This window comes from Bradyrhizobium sp. 195, from assembly GCF_023101665.1.
Lineage (GTDB): Bacteria > Pseudomonadota > Alphaproteobacteria > Rhizobiales > Xanthobacteraceae > Bradyrhizobium.
Genome location: NZ_CP082161.1, coordinates 7,033,752 through 7,056,821, shown reverse-complemented (window position 1 = coordinate 7,056,821; position 23,070 = coordinate 7,033,752). Strand labels below are relative to the sequence as shown.

At 64.1% G+C, this 23,070-nt stretch carries 22 protein-coding genes and 1 tRNA gene; 8 read left to right on the top strand and 15 right to left on the bottom strand.

The window, feature by feature from the left end; translation table 11 throughout:
- Positions 1-342: 342 nt before the first annotated feature.
- Both IVB26_RS32860 and IVB26_RS32855 read right to left on the bottom strand, forming a co-directional pair.
- The gene (locus tag IVB26_RS32860) at positions 343-1,281 is read right to left on the bottom strand and encodes an AEC family transporter (RefSeq protein WP_247969143.1); all 939 of its coding nucleotides are present in this window, start codon (positions 1,279-1,281) and stop codon (positions 343-345) included.
- 5 nt (positions 1,282-1,286) lie between these two features.
- Positions 1,287-1,466 (bottom strand): hypothetical protein, encoded by a 180-nt coding sequence (locus IVB26_RS32855; protein ID WP_247969142.1) that lies wholly within the window; start codon positions 1,464-1,466, stop codon positions 1,287-1,289.
- Between the two features lie 277 nt (positions 1,467-1,743).
- Here IVB26_RS32855 and IVB26_RS32850 point away from each other — a divergent pair, with 277 nt between their 5' ends.
- On the top strand, positions 1,744-2,883 hold the full coding sequence (locus IVB26_RS32850; protein WP_247969141.1) for a helix-turn-helix transcriptional regulator: 1,140 nt from the start codon (positions 1,744-1,746) through the stop codon (positions 2,881-2,883).
- Between the two features lie 112 nt (positions 2,884-2,995).
- Here IVB26_RS32850 and IVB26_RS32845 read toward each other — a convergent pair whose 3' ends face one another.
- Positions 2,996-3,919 (bottom strand): HpcH/HpaI aldolase/citrate lyase family protein, encoded by a 924-nt coding sequence (locus IVB26_RS32845; protein ID WP_247969140.1) that lies wholly within the window; start codon positions 3,917-3,919, stop codon positions 2,996-2,998.
- A 2-nt stretch (positions 3,920-3,921) separates the two neighbouring features.
- Positions 3,922-5,088: a CaiB/BaiF CoA transferase family protein gene (locus IVB26_RS32840; RefSeq protein ID WP_247969139.1), complete on the bottom strand. Its 1,167-nt coding sequence runs from the start codon at positions 5,086-5,088 to the stop codon at positions 3,922-3,924.
- Between the two features lie 506 nt (positions 5,089-5,594).
- Here IVB26_RS32840 and IVB26_RS32835 point away from each other — a divergent pair.
- Together IVB26_RS32835 and IVB26_RS32830 are read left to right on the top strand one after the other, a co-directional pair.
- Entirely contained in the window at positions 5,595-5,939 is a 345-nt protein-coding gene (locus IVB26_RS32835) for a hypothetical protein (RefSeq protein ID WP_247969138.1), read from the top strand.
- 347 nt (positions 5,940-6,286) lie between these two features.
- On the top strand, positions 6,287-6,964 hold the full coding sequence (locus IVB26_RS32830; RefSeq protein WP_247969137.1) for a ParA family protein: 678 nt from the start codon (positions 6,287-6,289) through the stop codon (positions 6,962-6,964).
- A 78-nt stretch (positions 6,965-7,042) separates the two neighbouring features.
- On the opposite strand, the gene IVB26_RS32825 is transcribed toward IVB26_RS32830, so the two are convergent.
- The 5 genes from IVB26_RS32825 to trxB all read right to left on the bottom strand — a co-directional run bounded on the left by IVB26_RS32825 (position 7,043) and on the right by trxB (position 11,137).
- Positions 7,043-7,222, bottom strand: a complete 180-nt coding sequence (locus IVB26_RS32825) for a hypothetical protein (RefSeq protein ID WP_246918746.1) — start codon at positions 7,220-7,222, stop codon at positions 7,043-7,045.
- Between the two features lie 99 nt (positions 7,223-7,321).
- Entirely contained in the window at positions 7,322-7,468 is a 147-nt protein-coding gene (locus IVB26_RS32820; protein ID WP_247969136.1) for a hypothetical protein, read from the bottom strand.
- Positions 7,469-7,885: 417 nt separating this feature from the next.
- Positions 7,886-8,794: a 4-hydroxy-tetrahydrodipicolinate synthase family protein gene (locus tag IVB26_RS32815; RefSeq protein WP_247969135.1), complete on the bottom strand. Its 909-nt coding sequence runs from the start codon at positions 8,792-8,794 to the stop codon at positions 7,886-7,888.
- A gap of 448 nt (positions 8,795-9,242) precedes the next feature.
- Positions 9,243-10,166: a LysR family transcriptional regulator gene (locus IVB26_RS32810; protein ID WP_063197141.1), complete on the bottom strand. Its 924-nt coding sequence runs from the start codon at positions 10,164-10,166 to the stop codon at positions 9,243-9,245.
- A 5-nt stretch (positions 10,167-10,171) separates the two neighbouring features.
- Positions 10,172-11,137 (bottom strand): thioredoxin-disulfide reductase, encoded by a 966-nt coding sequence (trxB, locus tag IVB26_RS32805; RefSeq protein ID WP_247969134.1) that lies wholly within the window; start codon positions 11,135-11,137, stop codon positions 10,172-10,174.
- Positions 11,138-11,403: 266 nt separating this feature from the next.
- Here trxB and IVB26_RS32800 point away from each other — a divergent pair, with 266 nt between their 5' ends.
- Positions 11,404-11,883, top strand: coding sequence for an Lrp/AsnC family transcriptional regulator (locus tag IVB26_RS32800; protein ID WP_247969133.1), 480 nt, complete (start codon positions 11,404-11,406; stop codon positions 11,881-11,883).
- A gap of 348 nt (positions 11,884-12,231) precedes the next feature.
- Here the strand turns inward: IVB26_RS32800 and greA are convergent, their stop codons facing one another.
- The 4 genes from greA to IVB26_RS32780 all read right to left on the bottom strand — a co-directional run bounded on the left by greA (position 12,232) and on the right by IVB26_RS32780 (position 17,534).
- On the bottom strand, positions 12,232-12,705 hold the full coding sequence (greA, locus tag IVB26_RS32795; protein WP_018643807.1) for a transcription elongation factor GreA: 474 nt from the start codon (positions 12,703-12,705) through the stop codon (positions 12,232-12,234).
- Between the two features lie 209 nt (positions 12,706-12,914).
- Positions 12,915-16,379: a carbamoyl-phosphate synthase large subunit gene (carB, locus tag IVB26_RS32790; RefSeq protein ID WP_247969132.1), complete on the bottom strand. Its 3,465-nt coding sequence runs from the start codon at positions 16,377-16,379 to the stop codon at positions 12,915-12,917.
- Between the two features lie 323 nt (positions 16,380-16,702).
- Positions 16,703-16,778, bottom strand: a tRNA-OTHER gene (locus IVB26_RS32785).
- Positions 16,779-16,832: 54 nt separating this feature from the next.
- Positions 16,833-17,534, bottom strand: a complete 702-nt coding sequence (locus IVB26_RS32780; RefSeq protein ID WP_247969131.1) for a class I SAM-dependent methyltransferase — start codon at positions 17,532-17,534, stop codon at positions 16,833-16,835.
- 114 nt (positions 17,535-17,648) lie between these two features.
- Here IVB26_RS32780 and IVB26_RS32775 point away from each other — a divergent pair, with 114 nt between their 5' ends.
- Positions 17,649-18,173: a Dps family protein gene (locus IVB26_RS32775; RefSeq protein ID WP_018318252.1), complete on the top strand. Its 525-nt coding sequence runs from the start codon at positions 17,649-17,651 to the stop codon at positions 18,171-18,173.
- 115 nt (positions 18,174-18,288) lie between these two features.
- Here the strand turns inward: IVB26_RS32775 and IVB26_RS32770 are convergent, their stop codons facing one another.
- Together IVB26_RS32770 and carA are read right to left on the bottom strand one after the other, a co-directional pair.
- Positions 18,289-18,810 (bottom strand): cupin domain-containing protein, encoded by a 522-nt coding sequence (locus tag IVB26_RS32770; protein WP_247969130.1) that lies wholly within the window; start codon positions 18,808-18,810, stop codon positions 18,289-18,291.
- A gap of 209 nt (positions 18,811-19,019) precedes the next feature.
- Positions 19,020-20,210 carry a glutamine-hydrolyzing carbamoyl-phosphate synthase small subunit gene (gene carA, locus IVB26_RS32765; protein WP_247969129.1) on the bottom strand — a complete coding sequence of 397 codons (1,191 nt, stop codon included), beginning with the start codon at positions 20,208-20,210 and terminating at the stop codon, positions 19,020-19,022.
- A gap of 146 nt (positions 20,211-20,356) precedes the next feature.
- Here carA and IVB26_RS32760 point away from each other — a divergent pair, with 146 nt between their 5' ends.
- The 3 genes from IVB26_RS32760 to IVB26_RS32750 all read left to right on the top strand — a co-directional run bounded on the left by IVB26_RS32760 (position 20,357) and on the right by IVB26_RS32750 (position 22,931).
- A complete protein-coding gene (locus IVB26_RS32760) occupies positions 20,357-21,085 on the top strand; it encodes an alpha/beta fold hydrolase (protein WP_247969128.1) in 729 nt (242 codons plus the stop codon).
- Positions 21,086-21,118: 33 nt separating this feature from the next.
- The gene (locus IVB26_RS32755; RefSeq protein WP_247313481.1) at positions 21,119-21,574 is read left to right on the top strand and encodes a GatB/YqeY domain-containing protein; all 456 of its coding nucleotides are present in this window, start codon (positions 21,119-21,121) and stop codon (positions 21,572-21,574) included.
- Positions 21,575-21,794: 220 nt separating this feature from the next.
- On the top strand, positions 21,795-22,931 hold the full coding sequence (locus IVB26_RS32750; protein ID WP_247969127.1) for an epoxide hydrolase family protein: 1,137 nt from the start codon (positions 21,795-21,797) through the stop codon (positions 22,929-22,931).
- The last annotated feature ends 139 nt before the right edge of the window (positions 22,932-23,070 follow it).

Here is a 23,070-nt window from a genome sequence, read left to right as displayed (position 1 = left end):
ACACGCATCAGGGCAGCCTAGCGACCTTTGCGTGTAAAGGCAAAATCATCCGAAATCATGGGGGCGAGGGCTCAGCGCGCCATGAAGCAGCATCGTTCGCTTTCGTTCCCCGGGTTCAGGAGAAAACGCCAGCGAGCACCGGCGAACCTTTTCATGACCCCAGGGGTTTGTAGCTGCGGCAGGACGAACAACGCTAAGGGAGCTGAGACATGAACGGAATTATCTATCTGGTCGGACTCGTCGTCGTGATTGCTGCAGTGCTCTCGTTCCTGGGCCTGCGCTGATTGGCTATTTGTGCTCGGCGGCGGGGCGGTGCGGCGTCGCGCGCGAAGCTCGGACACCTCACCGCGCGACCATCAGCACCACCACCGGCAACGTCACCGCCGCCAGCAGCGTCCCCAGCGCCACTGCGCCCGACACCGGGTTCACCAGCCGCTGATATTGCACCGCGAAGATGTACGCATTCGCGCCTGTCGGCATCGCCGCGAACAGCACGACGACGCTGGCGGCCAACGGCGGCAGGTCGAGCAGCTTTGCCAGCACGAACGCCGCCGTCGGCATCGCCAGCAGCTTGAGCGCACACATCACCAAAATGCTCAGCTTCTCGCCTTTCACCTCGAAGCGAAACAAATTGATGCCGAGTGCGATCAGCGCCGTCGGCGAGCCCGCCTGCGCCAGCAGTTCGATAGTGCGGTCGACGACGGGCGTGAGGCCGAGGCCGGTGAAGCGCCAGATCACGCCAAAACCGATCGCCAGCATCAGCGGGTTGCGCGCGAGATCTGTCAGCACGGGCCAGATCACCGAGAGTGCCGAGCCGGTCCGCTTGCGGCTGACCAGCTCCATCTGCAGGATGCCGCAGAGCCAAAGCAGCGGCGTGTTCACCGACAGGATCAGCGCCATCGGTCCTGCGGCCTCGTTGCCCAGCGCGGAGAGCACAAGCGGAATGCCGAGCATCACGATGTTGCCGTAGACCGAGCCGATCGCGAACACGACGCCGTCCTCGTGGTCCTCGCGCCGCTGGCGCAGCAGCGCCGAGATCGTCAGCGCCGCGATCCAGATGATGGCGAGCGCGCCGTAATAGGCGCCCCACATCCTGACAGGGCTGACATCGGGGAATTCCGAGACGACGATGGTGCGGAAGAGGAGGGCAGGGATCGCGATGCTGAAGGCGAATTCGCTGATACCCTTGTGCGCGCTCTCCGAGACGAAGCGAAACAGCACCGCGGCATAGCCGGCCGCGATCAGCGCAAACACCGGCGCGACGATCAGCAACGTGGCCATGCGCCCTACGACCCCAGCCCGATGATCCGGCGCGCGATCCGCACATTAGCATAGTCGATCATCTTGCCTTCCAGCGTCACCGCTCCTGATGACGGTGGCAGTGCTTGATTCTGATGACGGTGCACAAAAACCGCAGAGCGCACGTTAGCCGCAACGCTGATCAAAGACAATTTGTGCACCGCCACCGTAACTGATTCTGAGGACGCCGCGACGATCTCTTCCCGCCACCACCAACAGGTTGATGTTGAGAGCGATCACGCCGCTCCGCCTGCGCAAAGTGCTCCATTGTCCTGTCGACGACGAGATCAGAGGCCGTCCCGGCCGCTCTTGCCCGCTGCAACCTGCAGCCCAGGACGAGTTTACGTAGAAATCCGGTAGAAGTCCCGGAAAAGCGGCCGGACGGCAATTGCTGGACGGCAATCTCGTGTAACCTGAATGCATTCTCTGATCGATCGGGACCCCATGGCCCTTGCCGCCGACCGTCTCCTCGCTGCCGTCGAAGCGATCTACGATACGGCAGCGAGCCCATCATTCTGGCCATCCGCTCTTGGCAAGATCGCAGACTGCTTCGATGACGCCGGCGCGATCCTGCAATGGCGAAGGGACGACGGGGCTTTCGGAGCCCTCGCCTCCGAAAGCCTCGCGCCCGCGCTCGCCGACTATGGGGCGCGTTGGGCGCAGCACGATTTCAAGGCCGAACGTTGCGTCTCGTCCGGCCTTTACGTCAGCGGCGAGCCCTTCACCGATCGACACATCGGCCCGATCGACGACGCCTACCTCAACCATCCGTTCAGCAGGGAATTCCTTGCAAGGCACGGTTTGGGCTGGTTCGGATCGATCGGAGTGTCACCCGACCCACGGATTCTCGTGGCGCTCAGCGTGCAGCGAGCCTTCGCCAAGCCGCAATTCTCCGAGGCCGAACTGGACCTGATAGCGACGCTCGGGCGCCACGCCGAGAAATCGTTGCGCCTGTCGATCAGGCTGCTTGATACCGAACTGGCCAATCTCGGCCTTGGCGACGCCCTTGCGCGGATCGGCATCGGCGTGTTTGCGCTGGACTCGTCGGCGCGTGTGCTGTTCGCCAATCCGGTTGGGGAGAGCCTTCTCGGCGAGGTGTTCGACCTCGTGAACGATCGTCTGCGTGTTCGCATGGCGGCGAGCCGGGCGCCGTTCGAGGCCGCTATGACGCAAACGCTCCGCGCCGAGGCGCGCGATCTGCTGGCCGAGCCGAGACCCATTCTCGTTGAGTCGAGTGCAACAGGCCGGCGTTTCGTCATCTACCTGCTCCCGATCACCGCCGGCGCACTTTCAGACAGCCATTTTCTGACCCGCACGCGAGCGATCGTGCTCGCGATCGAGCAGAAATCTGCCGAGCCGCCGGATCCCGCCATCGTGCGGGACATCTTGGGCTTGACGCTCGGGGAGGCCAGGATCGCCTCGCTGGTGGGTTCGGGCGTTCCGCCGAAACAAGCTGCGGGCCGGCTCGGCATTGCCGAAGACACGGCGCGCAATGTGCTGAAGCGCGTATTTCAGAAGCTCGGCATATCCAGGCAAAGCGAACTTGCGGCGCTGCTCGGCCGGCTCGTGTTGCGAGGGCCTTGAATCATCGGCCCTGCATCCTGGCGCACCTACCAACCCTCAGGCAATGAGCGGATGTTATCGGGAGAAAAATCAGGAGCGAAGGATGCGCGTCGGCAATGGCTTGTAAGCGCCGCTACGACCCCAGTCCGATGATCCGGCGTGCCATCCGCACATTGGCGTAGTCGATCATCTTGCCGTCGAGAGTCACCGCGCCCTGTCCTTTCGCCTCCGCCTGCTCCATCGCCTCGACGATCCGTCGCGCTTGGACCAGCTCTTCGGTTGACGGTGCGAACGCGCGCAGCGTCGGCTCGATCTGGTCGGGGTGAATGACTTGCTTGCCGTCAAACCCCATCGCCGCCGCTTTCTGCGCGCTGCTTTCGGTCAGCCTGGCATCGCGGAACGCACCGCAGGGGCCGTCGATGGCGATGAGGCCGAACGCGCGCGCGGCCACCAGCAGGCGCATCATGGGATAGGCGAACAGGTCGAGGGGAGCGGACGCGTAGCCGCTTTGCGCCGATCCCACATGGCGGTAGCCGTCCGGCGACACCCCGATGTCCGAGGAGCGGGCGCCGATCGACGCCGCGAAATCGCCGACGCCGAGATGAAGCGCGGCGACGCTGTCGTGACACGCGGCGAGCGTGTCGACATTGACGAGGCCAAGCGCGGTCTCGATCAACAATTCCAGCGCGACCGGCGAGGCGCGATCCGGCGCGGCGGCGCGCAGCTGATCGGCAATGGCAGCGATATCGCCAGCGCGCTCCGCCTTCGGCACGATCAACGCATCCAGTCTCGGCACTGCCGCCAGCGCGCGGATCTCCTGCGTGATGAAGGGGCTGTCGACGGCGTTGAGCCTCACAGTGACGCGCTTGTTGCCCCAGTCGAGCGCGGAGAGGGATTGGATGGCCTCGGTCAGTGCCAAGCCCTTCTCAGACGGCGGCACCGCGTCCTCGAGATCCATGAACACGGCATCGGCGGCAGAAGCCGCCGCCTTGGCGACGAGACGGGAGCGATGCGCGGGGACGGCCAGATAAGCCCGCGTTGGCCGCTGCTGTGCCATCGTCACGTCTCCTTGCCGAGGCCGAGTTCGCTGAGGATGGCTTGGTTGTGCTGTCCCACATCGGGTACCGGATCCATCCGCGGCGTCAGGCCCGGAATGGTCAGCGCGGGCAGGAAGCTCATCACCGGCCCGCACGGCGAGCCGACGCTCTGGACGCGCGAGCGCGCATGAAGCTGCTCATGTGCCAGAAAGGCCTCGACCGAATTCAGATGCGCGTTCGCGATCGCGGCTTCGTCGAGCAGACGCAGCACCTCCTCGCCGGTCATGGAGGCAAAGCGCTGCTCGATATGCGCCTGCAGGTCGTCGCGGTTCTGCATGCGCAGCGGATTGGTGCGGAAGCTCGGATGCTCGGCAAAGCCGGCATCGCCGAGGACGGTGCTGCACAGCGATCGCCATTCCCGATCGTTCTGGATGCCGAAAAAGATCGTGTTGCCGTCGCCGACCCGGAACGGGCCGTACGGCGCGATGGTCGCGTGCCTCGCCCCGGTTCGCGGCAGCGGCCGTCCCGTGCTTTGCGTGTAGAAGGCGGGATAGCTCATCCAGTCCGTGATGGAGTCGAACAGCGAGGCCTGGAAGGCCGTGCCCTTGCCGGTCCGCTCCCGGCGATACAGCGCCATCAGCACGCCGTTGAGGATGTACATGCCGGTGGCGATATCGACCACGGACAGCCCGACCTTGGCCGGCTCCGCCTCGGTGCCGTTGATGGCGAGAACGCCGGCCTCGCACTGGACCAGCAGGTCATAGGCCTTCTTGTCGCTGTAAGGACCGCCAGGGCCATAGCCCGAGACGTCGCAGGCGATGATGCGCGGATATCTCCGCACCAGCGATGCGGCATCGAGGCCGAGCCGCTCCGCAGCGCCAGGCGCGAGATTCTGGATGAACACGTCCGCCTGCGGCAGCAACGCGTCGAGCACCTTGCGGCCGTCCTCGCTCTTGATGTCGATGGCGAGACTCTCCTTGGAGCGGTTGGTCCAGACGAACTGGCTCGACATGCCGTTCATCACGTGGTCGTAGTCCCGGCAGAAATCCCCAGTGCCCGGCCGCTCGATCTTGATGACCCGCGCGCCCCAGTCCGCCAGGTGCCGGCTGGCCAGCGGCGCCGCGATCGCCTGCTCGAGCGAGACCACCGTGACGCCCGACAGCGGCAGCTCCGCCTCATTCCCGTCCATGCGACTTTCCTTTTCACGTGCGCTTTTCAACCAGCGCAGGAGACAAGCCGGCCACCCCACGCGCATCTTCTTGATGATGCCATGATGCCCCCGTTTTGCCCGACAAGTCAAACCCGGTTTCGTTAAATCCTAAGACGTGAAATGCTTTGGGATTACCGTGGCTTGGCTACTGTGCATGGGGTTGTTTTCGCGTTTTTGGTTGGACGAAGCCCCGGGCGAGGCTTGGCTGCTGTCTCTCCCCACCCACGACTGTCATCCTCCGCGAAAGCGGGGGATCCAGTACGCCGCGGCTTCTCCGGGAACGTCGACGCCTCTGGAATACTGGATCCCGCCTTCGCGGGGATGACAGCAGTGGGTGGGAACGACGCTGCTTCACGCGCCGCCCTTTCGCCGGCCGCCCGCCCTGTTGCCGAGACCGCACACGTCGCGGCTTTCGCATCCCTCTCAGTTGCCAACGAACCGCCGTTCACCCACTATTCCCTCCTGTTCGACATGTGGGGGAATCGATGCTGGCGCTTCGCTTCAAGACATCCTTGGCTGCTGCCACCCTCGGGATGGCGCTGGCCGTGCTGATCCAGCCCGGTGCCGGCTTCGCCTACACCCCGGAGGAGCAGCAGGCCTGCACGCCGGATGCGATGCGGCTGTGCGGTGAGTTCGTGCCGAACGTCGATGCCATCACCGCCTGCATGATCAAGAAGAAGGCGCAGCTCTCGCCACAATGCGCGGTGTTCTTCCGCCGCGGACCGGAGCCGGGCGAGGCCCGTGCCGGCAGGCCGACCAACATCGCGCCCAAAACCGCGAAGAAGAGCGCCAAGCCGGCGGTCAAGAAGAAAAAGACCAGCGACAGCTGAGCGGCACCCGCCTTCCTTTTGCGAAGCTTCGTAAGGTAACGGACTCCTTTTGTTCGCGCAGCTGGCGTGAGCTTGCGACGCAGGCCCGACGGAAAAGAGTCGGATATGGGTTTGCGCGGCGAGGTTGCATTCCGCTTTGTCCCGAAGGACTGCTCAAAAAACGCATACACGCTCGCGCACAGCGCTCGATTGCGGTTCTTGTCGCGCCTCGCACATCGCAGTGTGACTCAAAAGCCAGCACGCCTTGTTATTTCATGACCCCAGCGCAACTCTCGATAAATTTATCTTTCACGAATCAGCGTGGTGATTCATTTTCGTAGCCTAGGGTCAATCTGGAGGCCGAAGGTATGAACGTTATTGTTTTTGCATCGCGTAAAGGCGGCTCGGGCAAGAGTACCCTGGCTGCACATCTCGCCGCGCAGATCAAGGCGAGCAAGCAGGTCATGCTCGTGGACGCGGACCCGCAGGGCTCGCTCACGCTGTGGCACAAGCTGCGTGGCACCAACGAACCGCCGATCAAGGCGGCCGTGAACTCCGTCAGCGGCATCGTCTCCGCTGCCAAGCGCGACGGTTATGAATGGGTGTTGATCGACACGCCGCCGAACCTCTCGGCTGTCGTCGACGACGCGATCAAGAATGCCACCATGGTCGTGATTCCCGCCCGTCCCGGCGTGTTCGACGTCAACGCGGTGCAGGAAACCATCCAGATGTGCCGCGCGGCGCGGAAGCCCTACGCGGTCGTGCTCAACGGTGCGCCGGCCAAGCGCGACGAAGCGGAAAGCCCGATCGTCACCATCGCCCGCGAAGCGCTTGCCAAATTCCGTGCTCCGGTGTGGGGCGGCCAGATCACCAACCGTTCGGATCTCTTGATGGCGTTGAGCCACGGCGAAGGCGCGCGGGAGTACCAGGCCGAGAGCCGTGCGGCTCAGGAAATCGCAAGGCTGTGGGCGGCGATCGAGCGTTCAGTGAAAGCTATTCGCGGCACGGTGTCGGCATCCGGCGCAATGCACAAGCAGGCAGCATAATTTTTTATAATTCATTCCCCGGACGAAAAACGCGCGGAAGTCCGCGCGTTTTGCGTTTTCTGGATCGGTGGCGATGAGTTACGCCACCATCAGCATGTAGAACACGATGACCGGCGACAAGGTCAGGATCACCGACCAGATGCCGACGGCCCAGAGAATGTCCTCGGTGGTAAAGCTCTGCTGTCCGGCGTCGTAATGCGACGCCATCTCACTATGACTATTCACAAATGCCCCCGCGATTTCTTCGCTTATGGGCATGAACGATACGCGGGATGCTTTAAAATTCCGGCTTGCAATCCCGCTCGCATTTTGAGCGCATTTGCGACCGCCCTTTAACCATCCGCGCGAGCAGCCGCCTCAGGCGAGCCAGACCCGAAACAGCAGCACCGGCATCAGGCCGAGCATCACCGCCCAGAACCCGAACGACGATACGACGATAATTCCCTGCAGGAGATCGGTCGGCGCGAACTGGCTCGCGGCCGTAGGCCGGGTACGATGCCTCATGGTCATTCCCCCTATGAGAAGGCTTCGGAGCACAACGATAGGCACCAGAGCGTAAACGAGCCGTGGATGTGCCATGCGGCGGTAGCGAAGGGCGTTGGGGTCCGGTTAACCAAGGGCGGCGCTCTTACCCTCCCCTGGAGGGCAGGGCAATCGCATATGGTGTGCAGGATGCGGCGGCATTGGCAGTCGGCTCCCTCTCCCGCTTGCGGGGGAGGGCTGGGGTGGGGGCTGTCTCCGCATTGGGATTGTTGAGAATTGCGGAGGATGTCCCCCGAGTGGTGAGAACCCTCACCCGCCGCGCTCTGCGAGCGCGTCGGCCTCTCCCGCAAGCGGGAGAGGCGGAGCAAGCCCGCGGTCCTCGTGAAATCCATATGCGATAGCCCTGCCCTGGAGGGGGAGGGTCGATCGCGCGCAGCGCTACGCCGCCACCTTCGTCCGTCGCTCGATCTCGCGATCGATCGTGGCCGCGAGCTCGCTGCTGACCTCCACCATCGGCAGGCGCACTTCGGGGCTGTCGATGAGGCCGCATCGCCACAGCCAGTACTTCGCCGGCGCCGGGCTCGGCTCCGTGAACAACAGCCGCGTCAGATCAGCGACGTCGTGCCAGCGCGCCAGCGCCGCGTCGCAATTGCCGCGCCTGTGCTCGGCGTAGACGGCCGCAAACGCCGCGGTCTCGACATGGGCCGACAGCACGATGCCGCCGTCGGCGCCGTCACTGAGCGCCTCGAAATAGTTCGCGTCCTCGCCGGTGAGCACGCGGAATTGCTTCGGCCTGTCGCGCAGCAGCGCGATCGATTGCTCACGGCTCGCGCCGCAATCCTTCAAGCCCACGATGTTCCGATGCTCGGCGAGCCGCAGCATGGTCTGGTTGGTAATGTTCACCGCGGTGCGATAGGGAATGTTGTAGAGCGCGAGCGGCCAGGCGGCGTGATCGGCAAGCGTCTCGAAATGCGCCAGCAGCCCGCGCTGCGAGGGCCGCACATAAGAAGGGCTCGCGATCAGATAACCGTCGATCGGCCAGTCCGCGGTCTCGTCGAGACGTTCCTTCAGTCGCGAAGTGTCGGCGCCGGACAGCCCGAGGCAGACCGGAACGTTGCGGCGGCCCGCCGCCATCTCGTCGCGCACGACGGCGACGAGACGTTCGAGCTCGGCCTCACGCAGCGTCATGCCTTCGCCGGAGGTCGCCCCCAGGATGAAGCCGTCGATGCCTTGCGCGCTGTAGTGCCGCGTCAGCCGCCGCAGCGACCGCTCGTCGAGCGCACCGCCCTGAAACGGCGTCACCAGCGGCAGCCACAGCCCGTGCAGTTGTTCCTGTAGACCAGTCATGTTTCCATCTCCTTCTCGGGAAAAAAACCTGAGACGGAGGGCACATGAAAAAACCCCGTCCAGGCGGCGGGGTTTTCGGGATTTGCAGCGATGACGAAGCTAGCTAGTACGCGCAAAAATCCGAGGCCCCGGGATGGGGGCCTTTTTTCGAGATTGCTGCGCACGACTTCGTGATCATTTGCAAATGATGCGGGGTATGCCTGGAACTGTCAATACACGCGGAAGGCGAAGGCTGATTTGAGCGAAAAAAAGCCGGGCTCGAACGAGCCCGGCTTAAGGTATTGGCCACGTGAGGCCGACACAATCACCTTCCAAGAGGGATTACTGAACTCCCGCGCCACTGGAGGAGGGGGACAAATGCGCAACGCGAAGGCTCAGCGTGCAAACAGTATGAGCTTGACGAGCGTCCTGCAGCAACAGCCGAGGCCGCATGTCAGTCATGCGGAAATCAGGACGGCCAGCGCTGCGCCTTGCTGACCACGAAGTCGCGGAACACCTGCACGCGCGCGACCGTCTTCAACTCCTCGGGATAGACAAAATACGTGTCGAGCTGGATCGAATCCGACTCGCCGAACAGCTGCACGAGTTTGCTCTGTTCCTCGACCAGGTAGTCGGGCAGCGCGGCGATGCCGAGGCCCTGCTGACAGGCGCGCACGAGACCGAGGATGTTGTTCACCCTGAAATAGGCCTCGCGCGGACCCGAGCCGTTGCGCCCGGCTTCGACCAGCCAGTTGCGGTTCTGCAAGTGAGGCGCGAAGTTGCCGTCGGCGAGCGTGATGATGCGGTGGGAGTCGAGCTCCTCCAGCGTGCGCGGCGTGCCGAAGCGCTTGATGTATTCCGGCGAGCAATAGGCGTGGAATCCCATCGCGAACAGCTTGCGCTGGATGAGATCCGGCTGCGTCGGCTTGCGGGTGCGGATCGCGACATCAGCCTCGCGCATCGACAAATCGAGCTCCTCGTCGGTGACGATGAGCGAGATGCGGATCTCCGGATAGAGCGCGGTGAACTCGCCGAGCCGCGGGATCAGCCAGTTGATGCCGACGCCGGGCGTGGTGGTGATCTTGAGGTCGCCGCTCGGCCGCTCGCGGCTGTCGGTGAGTTTCGCGCGCGCCGCCTGGAGCTGCATGAACACGTCATGCGCGGTGCGGAACAACAGGTCGCCCTGCTCGGTGAGGATCAGGCCGCGGGCATGGCGGTGGAACAGCGAGACCGAAAGCTCCTGCTCCAGCGCCGAGACCTGGCGCGATACCGCCGATTGCGACAGGCCGAGCTGCTCGCCCGCATGCGTGAAGCTGCCCGCTTCCGCCGCTGCGTGAAACACCTTCAGCTTGTCCCAGTCCATATCCGTAAATCCGTCGCGTGTTCGAGGCATGATCTTTATTCCGCTGCCGCGCGCTCGCTGGCGCGCAGGGCCAAGAAACGTTCGGCCTCGAGCGCTGCCATGCAGCCGAGGCCTGCGGCCGTCACGGCCTGGCGATAGGTCTCGTCGGCGACGTCGCCGGCGGCGAACAGGCCCGGCACCGAGGTCGCGGTCGAGTTCGGGGCGACCTCGACATAGCCCGAGGGTTTCAGCTTGATCTGGTCTTTGATGAGCTCGGTCGCCGGCGCATGGCCGATGGCGATGAAGATGCCGTCGGTCTTCACGTCCGTGAGCGCGCCGGACTTGACGTTCTTCAGGCGGACATGGGTGACCTTGTTCGGGTTCTCGGTGCCGCAGATCTCGTCGACCGCGGAGTCCCAGATCACCTTGATCTTCGGGTGCTTGAACAGCCGTTCCTGCAGGATGCGCTCGGCGCGGAAGTGATCGCGGCGATGCACGATGGTGACCTGCGAGGCGTGGTTGGTGAGGTACAGGGCTTCCTCGACCGCGGTATTGCCGCCGCCGACCACCATGACCTCCTTGTTGCGGTAAAAGAAGCCGTCGCAGGTGGCGCAGGCCGACACGCCGCCGCCCTGGAATTTGACTTCGGACGGCAGCCCGAGCCAGCGCGCTTGCGCGCCTGTGGCGAGAATCACGGTGTCGGCGAGATAGACGTCGCCGCTGTCGCAGGTGAGGCGGAACGGCCGATGCGCAGTCTCCAGCTTGGTAACGAGGTCGGAGACGATCCTGGTGCCGACATGGACCGCCTGCTTCTCCATCTGCTCCATCAGCCAGGGGCCCTGGATCACGTCGGCGAAGCCCGGATAGTTCTCGACGTCGGTGGTGATGGTGAGCTGGCCGCCGGCCTGGATGCCCTGGATCAGGATCGGCTCCAGCATGGCCCGCGCGGCGTAGATCGCCGCAGTGTAACCGGCCGGACCGGAGCCAATAATGACGACCTTTGCATGAACAGGAGCGGACATTTCGATGGACGCCTTTCACGGGGGATTTGCAGCGCGGGCGCGGAACGTGCCGGGAGGCCTCGCGGAGGCGCTGAAATATCAGAGCTAATCTAAGCCTTCTGGTGAGCTATGCAAGAATTGCATTCCCTCTCGGCGGATTTTTCCAACAGGGAACAAAAGTCGATTGCGCTGCACGCGCAATAAAATTGCGCTGACGCCGTCGACTGGGCTATGAGGATTGCGATAACTCACTCAATACCGCCGCAAAGGCCAGGAGTTCCAATCACGTGTCGCGGAACCTAGACGAGATCGACCTGAAAATTCTCACCGAGATTCAGGCCGACGGTCGAATCACGAATGTCGAGTTGGCCAAGCGCGTCGGCATCTCGCCGCCGCCCTGCCTGCGTCGCGTCCGCTCGCTGGAGGAGGAGGGCTATATCCACGGCTATCGGGGCCTGCTGGACGCCCGCAAGCTCGGCTTCGACGTCACCGTGTTCGCCGCCGTGCACCTGTCCAGCCAGGCCGAGGCGGATTTGCGCGCCTTCGAGGAGTTCGTTCGCGCCGAGCCTCTGGTGCGGGAATGCTGGATGCTGTCGGGCGAGGTCGATTTCATCCTCAAATGCGTCGCGCCTGATATGGCGACCTTCCAGGATTTCGTCACCCACCTGACCGCTGCCCCCCACGTGCGCAACGTGCGGACTTCGCTGGTGCTGCACAATTCGAAATACGAGGCGGCTGTGCCGCTGGATGTGAAGGGGCGGAGGTAGGGTCGCCAAGCGGTGCTCTCAGTCCCGTCATCCTGAGGTGCGAGCGCAGCGAGCCTTGAAGGATGAACGGCCGAGATGCAGCCGGGCCGTCGCCCTTCGAGGCTCGCCGAAGAGGCGAGCACCTCAGGGTGACGGTGATGAATGGATGCTCGCTGCATCAACGCCGTCATTGCGAGCGCAGCGAAGCAATCCAGAATCTTTCCGCAGAGGCAGTCTGGATTGCTTCGCTGCGCTCGCAATGACGCGTGGAGAGAGCGTGCGGCACTCATGCCCCGCAAGGCGCCGAAACAAAAAAGGCCGCGCAGTGCGCGGCCTTTTCGAAATCTTATCACGTGCAGCGGCAAATCCTTACCGCCACTCCACCTTGGTAATCTCATACGCCTTGGCGCCGCCGGGTGCATTGACCTCGACGGTCGAGCCCTTCTTCTTGCCGATCAGCGCGCGGGCGAGCGGTGAAGTGATGGAAATGCGGCCCTTCTTGGCGTCGGCCTCGACCTCGCCGACGATTTGCCACACCGTCTTCTTCTCGGTGTCCTCGTCGACCAAGGTCACGGTGGCGCCGAACTTGATGGTGTCGCCGGACAGTTTCGAGATGTCGATGATATCGGCGCGCGCGAGCTTGTCCTCGAGCTCGGCGATGCGGCCTTCATTGTGGGACTGCTCTTCCTTCGCGGCATGATATTCCGCGTTCTCCGACAGGTCTCCGTGCGAGCGCGCCTCGGCGATATGCTCGATGATCCGCGGACGATCTTCCGACTGGCGCTTCTTCAATTCTTCCCCGAGCGCGACAAAGCCGGCCTGGGTCATCGGAACCTTTTCCATCTCTTCTCTCGTCCTTCAGCTGCGCGCCCCCACAAAGACCGAGGGCGCGGCAACCTTGATTCGTCGGTATTCCCGGGCCTGAACACGCGCCCACCGGGAGTTATGTGGGTCTGGCGCCGGAACAGAACCACCACCTGGCCGGATCAGTTCCTCCGGCCATTGTGGCTTCATTGCCAATCACTTAGCGGAAGCGTCGCTGCCGCTAGCGATCAGGTTTCCGAAAAGTAGCTCTGCAGGGTACGAACCTCAAGGTCCCCGCCCAAATAGGCGCGGATGCCCTGCGCGGCCGCCACGGCCCCGGAAAGAGTGGTGTAATACGGCACTTTATGCAAGAGGGCCGCGCGCCGCAGCGAACGGCTGTCGGCCAGCGCCTGCGGGCCTTCGGTGGTGTTGAAGACGAGCTGGACGTCGCCATTGGTGATGGCGTCGACGATGTGTGGCCGTCCCTCCAGCACCTTGTTCACCTTCTCGGTCGGGATGCCCTGATCGGTCAGGAAGCGCGCCGTGCCCGAGGTCGCCAGCACCTTGAAGCCGAGTGAATGCAATTCGCGAACCGCTTCGGCGATACGCGTCTTGTCGCTCTCACGCACGGAGACGAACACCGTGCCCTTGCGCGGCACCCGCGTGCCGCCGCCGAGCTGGCTCTTGGCGAACGCCACCGCAAACGAGCGGTCGATGCCCATGACCTCGCCGGTCGAGCGCATTTCGGGGCCGAGCACCGTGTCGACGCCGGGGAAGCGCGCGAACGGAAACACCGATTCCTTGACGCCGACATGCTTGAGCTGCGCCTTCTTCAGCTTGAAATCGGCGAGCTTCTCGCCGGCCATGACGCGCGCGGCGATCTTCGCGACCGGCGTGCCGACCACCTTGGCGACGAAGGGCACGGTGCGCGAGGCGCGCGGATTGACCTCGAGCACGTAGATCTCGCCGTCCTTGATGGCGTATTGCACGTTCATCAGGCCGACGACGTCGAGGCCGAGCGCAAGCTCGCGGGTCTGCCGCTCCAGCTCCTCGATCATCTTCCCATCGAGCGAGTGCGGCGGCAGCGAGCAGGCGCTGTCGCCGGAATGGATGCCGGCTTCCTCGATGTGCTCCATGATGCCGACGATGAAGGTGTCCTTGCCGTCGCAGAGGCAGTCGACGTCGATCTCGGTGGCATCAGACAGATAACGGTCGAACAGCAGCGGGTTCTTGCCGAGCACGGTGTTGATCTGCCCGGTCTTGTCGTTCGGATAGCGCGCCTTGACGTCGGCCGGCACCAACTCCGGCAGCGTGCCGAGCAGGTAATCGCTGAGTTGGTTCTCCTCGCGGATGATCTGCATCGCGCGGCCGCCGAGCACGTAGGAGGGGCGCACCACCAGCGGCAGGCCGAGATCGGTTGCGACCAGGCGCGCCTGCTCGACCGAATAGGCGATGCCGTTCTTCGGCTGCTTGAGGCGGAGCTTATCGAGCACCCGCTTGAAGCGGTCACGGTCCTCGGCAAGGTCGATGGCATCAGGCGAGGTGCCGAGGATCGGCACTTCGGCGGCTTCCAGGGCGCGCGCGAGCTTGAGCGGGGTCTGGCCGCCGAACTGCACGATCACGCCGTGCAGCGTGCCCTTGCTGCGTTCCTTGGCGATGATCTCCAGCACGTCCTCGGCGGTGAGCGGCTCGAAATAGAGCCGGTCGGCGGTGTCGTAGTCTGTCGACACCGTCTCCGGATTACAGTTGACCATGATGGATTCGTAGCCGGCGTCGTGCAGCGCGAAGCAGGCGTGACAGCAGCAATAGTCGAACTCGATGCCCTGGCCGATGCGGTTCGGCCCGCCGCCGAGAATGATGACCTTCTTCTTGTCGGACGGGGTGCTCTCGTCCGCGGGCGCGCCCGCAAACGGCGCCTCATAGGTCGAGTACATATAGGCGGTGGGCGAGGCGAACTCGGCCGCACAGGTATCGATGCGCTTATAGACGGGGCGAACGCCGAGCGCGTGGCGCTTTGCGGTCACCTCGGCCTCCGTCGTCTCGGCGAGCACTGCGAGCCGCGCGTCGGAGAAGCCCATGGCCTTGAGCGTGCGCATGCCGAAGGCGTTGCCGGGCAGACCGTTCTTCCGGACCTTCTCCTCCATGTCGACGATGCCGCGCATCTCGCCGAGGAACCACGGGTCGATCTTGCAGGAGTTGAAGATGTCCTCGTTCGACCAGCCGAGCCGCATGGCCTGGGCGACCTGGAGCAGCCGGTTCGGCGTCGGCGTGCCGAGTGCGGCCCGGATCGCGTTCTTGTCGTCATCGCGCCCCAAACCCTCGATCTCGATCTCGTCGAGGCCGGTCAATCCGGTCTCGAGACCACGCAGTGCCTTCTGCAGGCTCTCCTGGAAGGTGCGGCCGATCGCCATGACTTCGCCGACCGACTTCATCGACGTGGTCAGCGTGGTCGAGGCGCCCGGGAATTTCTCGAAGGCGAAGCGCGGCACCTTGGTGACGACGTAGTCGATGGTCGGCTCGAACGAGGCCGGCGTAGCGCCGCCGGTGATGTCGTTGGCGATTTCGTCGAGCGTGTAGCCGACCGCGAGCTTGGCGGCGACCTTGGCGATCGGAAAGCCGGTGGCCTTGGAAGCCAGCGCGGAGGAGCGCGACACGCGCGGATTCATCTCGATCACGACCATGCGGCCGTCCTCGGGATTGACACCGAACTGCACGTTGGAGCCGCCGGTCTCGACGCCGATCTCGCGCAGCACCGCCAGCGAGGCGTCGCGCATGATCTGATATTCCTTGTCGGTCAGCGTCAGCGCCGGCGCCACCGTGATGGAATCGCCGGTGTGCACGCCCATCGGATCGAGGTTCTCGATCGAGCAGACGATGATGCAATTGTCTTTCTTGTCGCGCACCACCTCCATCTCGTACTCTTTCCAGCCGAGTACGGATTCTTCGATCAGCACTTCGTTGGTCGGAGACGCATCGAGGCCACGCTCGATGATGTCGAGGAACTCTTCCTTATTGTAGGCGATGCCGCCGCCGGTGCCGCCCATGGTGAAGGAGGGGCGGATGATCGCGGGCAGGCCGATCTCGGACAGCGCCATCAGCGCCTGGCCGAGCGCGTATTCCTGATAGCGCTTGCGGCGGTCGCTCTCGCCAAGTGTCCACTGCCGATCGTGTTCTTCGAGGGCCGCACCCGAGAGCTTCTCGCGTTCGGCCTGGCGTTTGTCGCGGAAGGACTTCTTCAGGGCGGAGGCGTTGGCGAGCCGCGACTTCGGCGTCTCGAGCCCGATCTTGGTCATGGCCTCGCGGAACAGCTGGCGGTCCTCGGCCTTGTCGATCGCGTCCGCGGTGGCGCCGATCATCTCGACGTCAAACTTGTCGAGCGTGCCTTGCAGGCGCAGCGACAGCGCGCAGTTCAGCGCGGTCTGTCCGCCCATGGTCGGCAGCAGCGCGAAGCCGCCGGGAATGACGTGACGTTCCTTCTCGATGATCTTGGCGACGATCTCGGGCGTGATCGGCTCGATATAGGTCGCATCGGCCAATTCCGGGTCGGTCATGATGGTGGCCGGGTTGGAATTGACGAGGACGATGCGGTAGCCCTCTTCCTTCAGCGTCTTCACCGCCTGGGTGCCCGAATAGTCGAACTCGCAGGCCTGGCCGATCACGATGGGACCGGCGCCGATGATCAGGATGGTGGTGATGTCTGTACGTTTGGGCATCAACTCTCGCCGGACTGGAATTTGGGCACAAAAAAAGGGCGCGCAGCTGCGCGTCCCTGTGGCCGAGAGCGCGGTGGTCTCCCTCGCGCGCGGGTGGATCTTAGACCAGTTTTTGGGGCGGCGAAACCCCGAAAAACGCCCATCAACCGGCAATTTTGACCGGTTAGGGGAGGGGTGGGCTGCTCGGGGGCGGTCCGTCCGTCTTCGCTTGCGCTCCGCTCCAGCGACGCCGGACACGCCCGGCTTCGCCCTTCGGGCTTCGCCGCGGCAGCCTTCGCCACGATACGGCTTGCCGAGCCGAAGCTGGCGGAGCCAGCGAAGGCTGGAGACCCGGCCTGGATTTGAACCAGGATGTAGAGCGTTGCACCGCCCTCGCGTAGACGCTTCCGCCACCGGGCCGCGGCGATCATGACCGATTGCAGTGCGGCAAGCTACAACGGCTAATTGTTATGCTTAACGAACCAGAGGCGGCCGCGCGACGAAGGTCATGCGCCAGCGATTGTGGCCGATATTGGTGTGGGCGCGCTGGACCGCGAACCCGGCCGCCCTCAGCTTGGCGGTGATCTCGTCCTCGCTGTAACGCTGCAGTCCGATGCGCGTGCGCAGGTGACGGTAATCCGACAGCGCGGTGCTGATCAGCCCGATCAGCGCGTCCTTCAGGAAGCCGTGGCGCAGGCCGAAGCCGAGCAGCGCCATGACGTCCCTGAACATGCCGACATTGGGCTGGAGGATGTCTCCCAGCACCAACTTGCCGGAGGGCTTCAGGATGCGGTGGATGTTGAGGAGCGCGGCATCGAGCTCGTCCGGCGCCATGTATTGCGCGACCGAGTTCATCACCACGAGGTCGATCGACTGGTCCTGCATGTTGCGGACGTCGTCGAGCGAGCGGACGCGGATCTTGGTGTTCGGAGCAAACCGCGCGATCAGCCGGCCGCGCACGCCGGGTGCAGGCTCGGCAAGGATCAGCTTGCCGCAACTAGCGGCCACCTGGCTCGCCGATAGCGCCTCGCCGCAGGCATAGTCCAGCACCGTTGCGTCCGGCGAGGAGATGTAGCCGACGATGTCCCGCGCGATGATCTGGAAGTGCAAGTCGCGATGCAGCTTGCTGACATAGATCGTATGCGTGGAGTCGTAATAATCGATCCAATCGTCCATGGTATTCGAGGGTCCCGGCCAAACGGTTCCGCTAAAGGAACCAGCGCTGTCCGCCTTGCGTTAGGGGTGCGACGGAGCGCCGTCAATGTCCGCGTCCTAACAGGAAGGTCTCCCGTGAGCAAAACCAACAACAAGGTCTCCCCCGATCTCGATACCCCCACCGATCTGTCTCCCGACGGGGTCAAGAAGGTCTCGGAGGCGCTCAACGTGCTTCTGGCCGACGCCTTCGCGCTGTATCTGAAGACCAAGAATTTCCACTGGCACATCAGCGGGCGGCACTTCCGGGACTACCATCTGCTGCTCGACGAGCAGTCGGACCAGATCTTCGCCACCACCGACCAGCTTGCCGAGCGCGTCCGCAAGATCGGCGGCACCACGCTGAAGTCGATCGGCCAGGTCGCAAAGCTCCAGACCATCAAGGATAACAACGAGGACTACGTCCCGCCGCGCGAGATGTTGCGCGAGCTGATGCAGGACAACAAGCACGTCGCCGCTGCGATGCGCAAGGCGCACGAGGTCTGTGACGACGCCGGCGATGTCGCCAGCGCCAGCATCCTCGAAGTCTTCATCGACGAGACCGAGCGCCGCACCTGGTTCCTGTTCGAAGCCACCCGCCAGGAAGGCGGCAACGAGGCGTAAGAGGCGCAACTGCGTAGGGTGGTTTAGCGCAGCGTAACCCACCAATTCTGCATCCGCGGAAAACAAAGAGGTGGGTTACGCCTTCGGCTAACCCACCCTACGGCACCGCTCTTGTCTACCGCCAGAGCCTCATCATCGCCCCGTCCTTCCCCGTCACCGGATCGGCGGGCGGCAGCGCCACTTGCGGAATCGTCTTCAGCGCCTTGGCGTGGTTGTCCGGCGTCGCCCTTGTGATCTCCATCTTCGCGCCGGGCGGATAGGCCCCGATCACGCAGAAATCGTCGCTCGCCTGGATGCATTGATGCCCGGTGCCGGCGGGCAGGATCGCGACGTCGCCGGCCTTGATCTGGAGCTCCTGGCCGTGATCGCCGCCGAAGCGAACCCGTGCGCTCCCGCGCGCGACGCCAAGCACCTCATGCACCGTCGCGTGATAGTGCAGATAGTCGAACACGCCGTTGCGCCACGTGCCGCCCCAGCCGTTCGCTTCGAACAGATTTTCGATGGTCGCTTCCGGCTGCTTCGGATCGAGTGTCACTGCGCCCTGGTAGACCAGGAACGGACGGATGTTGTTCGGTACCAGCCCGTCATCCTCGAACACGATGGCGAGCGGCTCGGCATGGTCGCGGACGACGGACATGATGGGGCTCCGGCTGCACAAGGGCATCGGGACAACATCCTATCCGGTGGAGGTGTTCCTCGACAGGTCTCGTGTCCCGGACGCGCTGCAGCGTGCAACGCTGCCGCGCAGAGCCGGGGCCCGGAGAGCCGCAAGCGTAGGCCCGTCAGCAGCGCATCACGCACGCCGCGAAGCGCGCGCGCTGCATCCCGGGCACGAGAGCCCGTGTCTTACGCGCTCTTCTTCTGCCGCATCAGATCGGCGAAGCGCTGGAACAGATAGTGCGAGTCGCGCGGGCCAGGTGAGGCCTCGGGGTGGTACTGCACCGAGAACACCGGCTTGCCGTCGAGCTGGATGCCGCAATTGGAGCCGTCGAACAGCGAGATGTGGGTCTGCGTCGCGCCCTTCGGCAACGTGGTCTCGTCCACCGCAAAGCCGTGATTCATCGAGGTGATCTCGACCTTGCCGGTGGTCTCGTCCTTGACGGGATGATTGGCGCCGTGATGGCCCTGATGCATCTTCTTGGTCCTGGCGCCGACGGCAAGGCCAAGCATCTGGTGGCCGAGACAGATGCCGAAGGTCGGCGTGCCCGACTTGATCACGTCCCGGATCACAGGCACGGCATATTTTCCGGTCGCAGCCGGATCACCCGGACCGTTCGACAGGAACACGCCGTCCGGCTTCATCGCCAAAATGTCTTCGGACGAGGTCGTCGCCGGTACCACCGTCACCTTGCAGCCGACGCCGGCGAGCAGGCGCAAAATGTTGCGCTTGATGCCGTAGTCGATGGCGACGACGTTGAATTCCGGCTTGTCCTGACGGCCAAAGCCCTTGTCCCACAGCCAGGGCGTCTCGTCCCAGGTGAAGCGCTGGCCCGAGGTGACCATCGGCACGAGGTCCATGCCCTCGAGGCCCGGCCATTCGCGCGCTTCTTCCTTCAGGCCGTGAAGGTCGAACTCGCCGGTCTTGGAATGCGCGATCACGGCATTGGGCATGCCCTTGCTGCGGATCAACGCGGTCAGGGCACGGGTGTCGATGCCGGAGAGGCCGATGATGCCGCGCGCCTTCAGCCACTGGTCGAGATGCTTGGTGGCGCGGTAGTTCGAGGGATCGGTGATCGCGGTGCGCAGGATCACGCCGCGCGCACCCGGCGTCGCGGCCATGTTCACCGTCTCGATGTCGTCCTCGTTGGTGCCGACATTGCCGATATGCGGGAAGGTGAAGGTGATGAGCTGGCCGGCATAGGAGGGATCGGTGAGGATCTCCTCATAGCCGGTCATCGCGGTGTTGAAGCAGACCTCGCCGACGGCGTGGCCTTCGGCGCCGAGACCAAAGCCTTCGAGCACCGTGCCGTCGGCAAGCACGAGGAGCGCGGTCGGTTTGTGGTCCGGCCAAGCAGGATCGTTGTCATGTTGTGTCATGAGCGCGTTTCATAGTCTCCGCGAGCGCCGCCGTCAAAGCGGGAGAGGCTCGATTCACATGCGTTTTTGCATATTTGACAGCCCGTCTTCGGCACTTAAGCTCGGCCGCACAATTTCCGGCAATTTCCTGGGCTTGCGAGGCAATAATGGACCAGACCACCCCGCTGCTGCTGGTTCCGGGGCTGGCCTCCTCGGCCCGGATCTATGTCCCTGTGATCCCGGAGCTATGGCGGTTCGCCCCGGTGATGATTGCCAACCATATCCGCGACGACAGCATGGCGGCGATCGCCGCCCGGGTGCTGGCCGAGGCGCCGCCGCGCTTCGCGCTCGCCGGCCATTCCATGGGCGGCTACATCGCGCTCGAGATCATGCGCCAGGCACCCGAGCGGGTGGCCAGGCTCGCGCTGATCAACACCCAGGCCCGGCCCGATACGCCGGAGGCGACCGCGCGCCGCCGCGGCCTGATGGAGCGCGCGAAGCGCGGCAAGCTTCGCGCCGTCCGCGAGGAGAGTTTTCCGGAGCTCGTGCATCCGTCGCGGCGCGATGATGCCGAAATTCTCAAGCTCGTGCATGCGCAGGATGAGGATGTCGGCATCGAGGGCTATCTGCGGCAGCAGACCGCAATCATCGCACGGGTGGATTCTCGGCCGACGCTTTCGGCCATCAGGTGCCCGACATTGGTGCTGACGGGCGATGCCGACAACACCATTCCGAATGCGTTCTCGAAGGAGATGGCCGAGGCCATCGCCGGCGCACGGTTCGTGATCCTCGAGCGCTGCGGCCACCTGCCGCAAGCCGAGCAGCCGGAAGCGACGACACGGGCGCTGTCGGAATGGCTCGGAACCGAGGTTGTCTCGGGGGCGCGAACGGCCTAGATCAGGCGTCGGATATTCGAAGGGATCACGGTCATGCTGCGCGACGACATCAACAATGCGGTCAAGGAGGCCATGAAGGCCAAGGACGAGCGCAAGCTGTCCACGCTGCGCATGGTCAACTCGACCATCAAGAACGCCGACATCGACGCCCGCGGCAACGGCAAGCCGCCGCTGTCGGACGCCGATCTGCTCGGCGTCTTTCAAAAGATGATCAAGCAGCGCCAGGAGTCGGTCGAGCTCTACGAAAAAGGCGGCCGCGCCGAGCTCGCGGCCCAGGAGCGCGAGGAGATCGCGGTGATCTCGGCTTATCTGCCGAAGCAGATGGCCGACGACGAGGTCAAGAAGGCGATCGCGGACGCGATCGGCGAGACCGGCGCGGCCGGCATGAAGGACATGGGCAAGGTGATCGCGGTGCTGCGCGCGAAGTACGCGGGCCAGATGGATTTCGGTAAGGCCAGCGGTCTCGTGAAGGCCGCACTGTCGGGCTAGCGCACTCTTCCCCTCTCCCCCTGTGGGAGAGGGTGCCTCGCGAAGCGAGGCGGGTGAGGGGTCTCTCTCCACGTGCGCCGCTCTCACCATACGAGTTCGCGGAAACAACCCCTCATCCGGCGCTTCGCGCCACCTTCTCCCACAAGGGGAGAAGGTGCACCTTTGTCGCGTCTACGATCCGGTCTACTCTTTCCCGACAGAAACGATCGGGAGCCAACCGATGACCGCCATCAAACCGTTCCGCATCGCCATCAGCGACGACATCCTCGCCGACCTCAAATCGCGCCTGGCGCGCACGCGCTGGCCGGAGGCGGAGCTGGTCGACGACTGGAGCCAGGGCGCGCCGCTCAAGTGGATCCAGGAGATCTGCAGCTACTGGGCCGATGGCTACGACTGGCGTGCGCGCGAAGCAAAACTCAACCGCTTCGAGCAGTTCACCACCGAGATCGACGGGCTCGACATCCACTTCATTCACGCCCGTTCGAAAGAGCCGTCCGCGCTGCCGCTGATCATCACCCATGGCTGGCCCGGCTCGATCGTCGAATTCCAGAAGGTGATCGCGCCGCTGGTCGATCCCGCCGCGCATGGCGGCAATGCCGCGGATGCGTTTCACGTCGTCTGTCCCTCGCTGCCGGGCTTCGGCTTCTCCGCCAAGCCGAAGGCCACCGGCTGGGGCGTCGACCGCATCGCCGCGACCTGGACCAAGCTGATGGACCGGCTCGGCTATATCAGTTACGGCGCGCAAGGCGGCGACTGGGGCTCGGCGGTGACGACCTCGCTCGGCGCGCAGGACCCGGAGCACTGTGTCGGCATCCACATCACGCTCGCCTTCAACGCCGCACCGAAAGTCGAGGGCGAGCCGACGGCGGAAGAGAAGCGCGCGCTGGCCGGCCTCAAGCACTATGTCGATCTCGACTCCGGCTACTCCAAGCAGCAATCGACACGGCCGCAGACGCTCGGCTATGGCCTGACGGATTCGCCGAGCGGGCAGGCGGCCTGGGTCCTGGAAAAATTCTGGGCCTGGACCGATTGCAACGGTCATCCCGAAAATATCTTCACCCGCGACGAGCTGCTCGACAACGTCATGCTCTACTGGGCGACGGAGACGGCGACCTCCTCGGCGCGGCTCTACTGGGAGAGCTTTGGCAAGCGCCGCACCACGCCGGTGGTCAAGGTGCCGACGGGCGTTGCCGCCTTCCCCAAGGAGATCATCACGCCGGTGCGGCGCTGGATGGAGCCGAACTTCCACAACATCACGCATTGGAGCGAGATGGAGAAGGGCGGCCATTTCGCCGCGTTCGAGCAGCCGGAGCTGTTCGTGCGCGATGTCAGGAAGTTCTTTGCGACGGTGCGGTGAGTTTCACGCCGTCATTCCGGGGCGATGCGCAGCATCGAACCCGGAATCTCGAGATTCCGGGTTCGCCCTTTGGGCGCCCCGGAATGACATCCATTGGGTTGTCATGCCCGGGCTTGTCCCGGGCATCCACGAGCTTAAA

What these genes read in the sequence shown, in the direction of transcription:
- IVB26_RS32860 (WP_247969143.1), bottom strand. Translation starts at nt 1,281, where the DNA reads ATGGCCACGTTGCTGATCGTCGCGCCGGTGTTTGCGCTGATCGCGGCC.
- IVB26_RS32850 (WP_247969141.1), top strand. Translation starts at nt 1,744, where the DNA reads ATGGCCCTTGCCGCCGACCGTCTCCTCGCTGCCGTCGAAGCGATCTAC.
- IVB26_RS32845 (WP_247969140.1), bottom strand. Translation starts at nt 3,919, where the DNA reads ATGGCACAGCAGCGGCCAACGCGGGCTTATCTGGCCGTCCCCGCGCAT.
- IVB26_RS32840 (WP_247969139.1), bottom strand. Translation starts at nt 5,088, where the DNA reads ATGGACGGGAATGAGGCGGAGCTGCCGCTGTCGGGCGTCACGGTGGTC.
- IVB26_RS32835 (WP_247969138.1), top strand. Translation starts at nt 5,595, where the DNA reads ATGCTGGCGCTTCGCTTCAAGACATCCTTGGCTGCTGCCACCCTCGGG.
- IVB26_RS32830 (WP_247969137.1), top strand. Translation starts at nt 6,287, where the DNA reads ATGAACGTTATTGTTTTTGCATCGCGTAAAGGCGGCTCGGGCAAGAGT.
- IVB26_RS32825 (WP_246918746.1), bottom strand. Translation starts at nt 7,222, where the DNA reads ATGCCCATAAGCGAAGAAATCGCGGGGGCATTTGTGAATAGTCATAGT.
- IVB26_RS32820 (WP_247969136.1), bottom strand. Translation starts at nt 7,468, where the DNA reads ATGAGGCATCGTACCCGGCCTACGGCCGCGAGCCAGTTCGCGCCGACC.
- IVB26_RS32815 (WP_247969135.1), bottom strand. Translation starts at nt 8,794, where the DNA reads ATGACTGGTCTACAGGAACAACTGCACGGGCTGTGGCTGCCGCTGGTG.
- IVB26_RS32810 (WP_063197141.1), bottom strand. Translation starts at nt 10,166, where the DNA reads ATGCCTCGAACACGCGACGGATTTACGGATATGGACTGGGACAAGCTG.
- trxB (WP_247969134.1), bottom strand. Translation starts at nt 11,137, where the DNA reads ATGTCCGCTCCTGTTCATGCAAAGGTCGTCATTATTGGCTCCGGTCCG.
- greA (WP_018643807.1), bottom strand. Translation starts at nt 12,705, where the DNA reads ATGGAAAAGGTTCCGATGACCCAGGCCGGCTTTGTCGCGCTCGGGGAA.
- carB (WP_247969132.1), bottom strand. Translation starts at nt 16,379, where the DNA reads ATGCCCAAACGTACAGACATCACCACCATCCTGATCATCGGCGCCGGT.
- IVB26_RS32780 (WP_247969131.1), bottom strand. Translation starts at nt 17,534, where the DNA reads ATGGACGATTGGATCGATTATTACGACTCCACGCATACGATCTATGTC.
- IVB26_RS32770 (WP_247969130.1), bottom strand. Translation starts at nt 18,810, where the DNA reads ATGTCCGTCGTCCGCGACCATGCCGAGCCGCTCGCCATCGTGTTCGAG.
- carA (WP_247969129.1), bottom strand. Translation starts at nt 20,210, where the DNA reads ATGACACAACATGACAACGATCCTGCTTGGCCGGACCACAAACCGACC.
- IVB26_RS32760 (WP_247969128.1), top strand. Translation starts at nt 20,357, where the DNA reads ATGGACCAGACCACCCCGCTGCTGCTGGTTCCGGGGCTGGCCTCCTCG.
- IVB26_RS32755 (WP_247313481.1), top strand. Translation starts at nt 21,119, where the DNA reads ATGCTGCGCGACGACATCAACAATGCGGTCAAGGAGGCCATGAAGGCC.
- IVB26_RS32750 (WP_247969127.1), top strand. Translation starts at nt 21,795, where the DNA reads ATGACCGCCATCAAACCGTTCCGCATCGCCATCAGCGACGACATCCTC.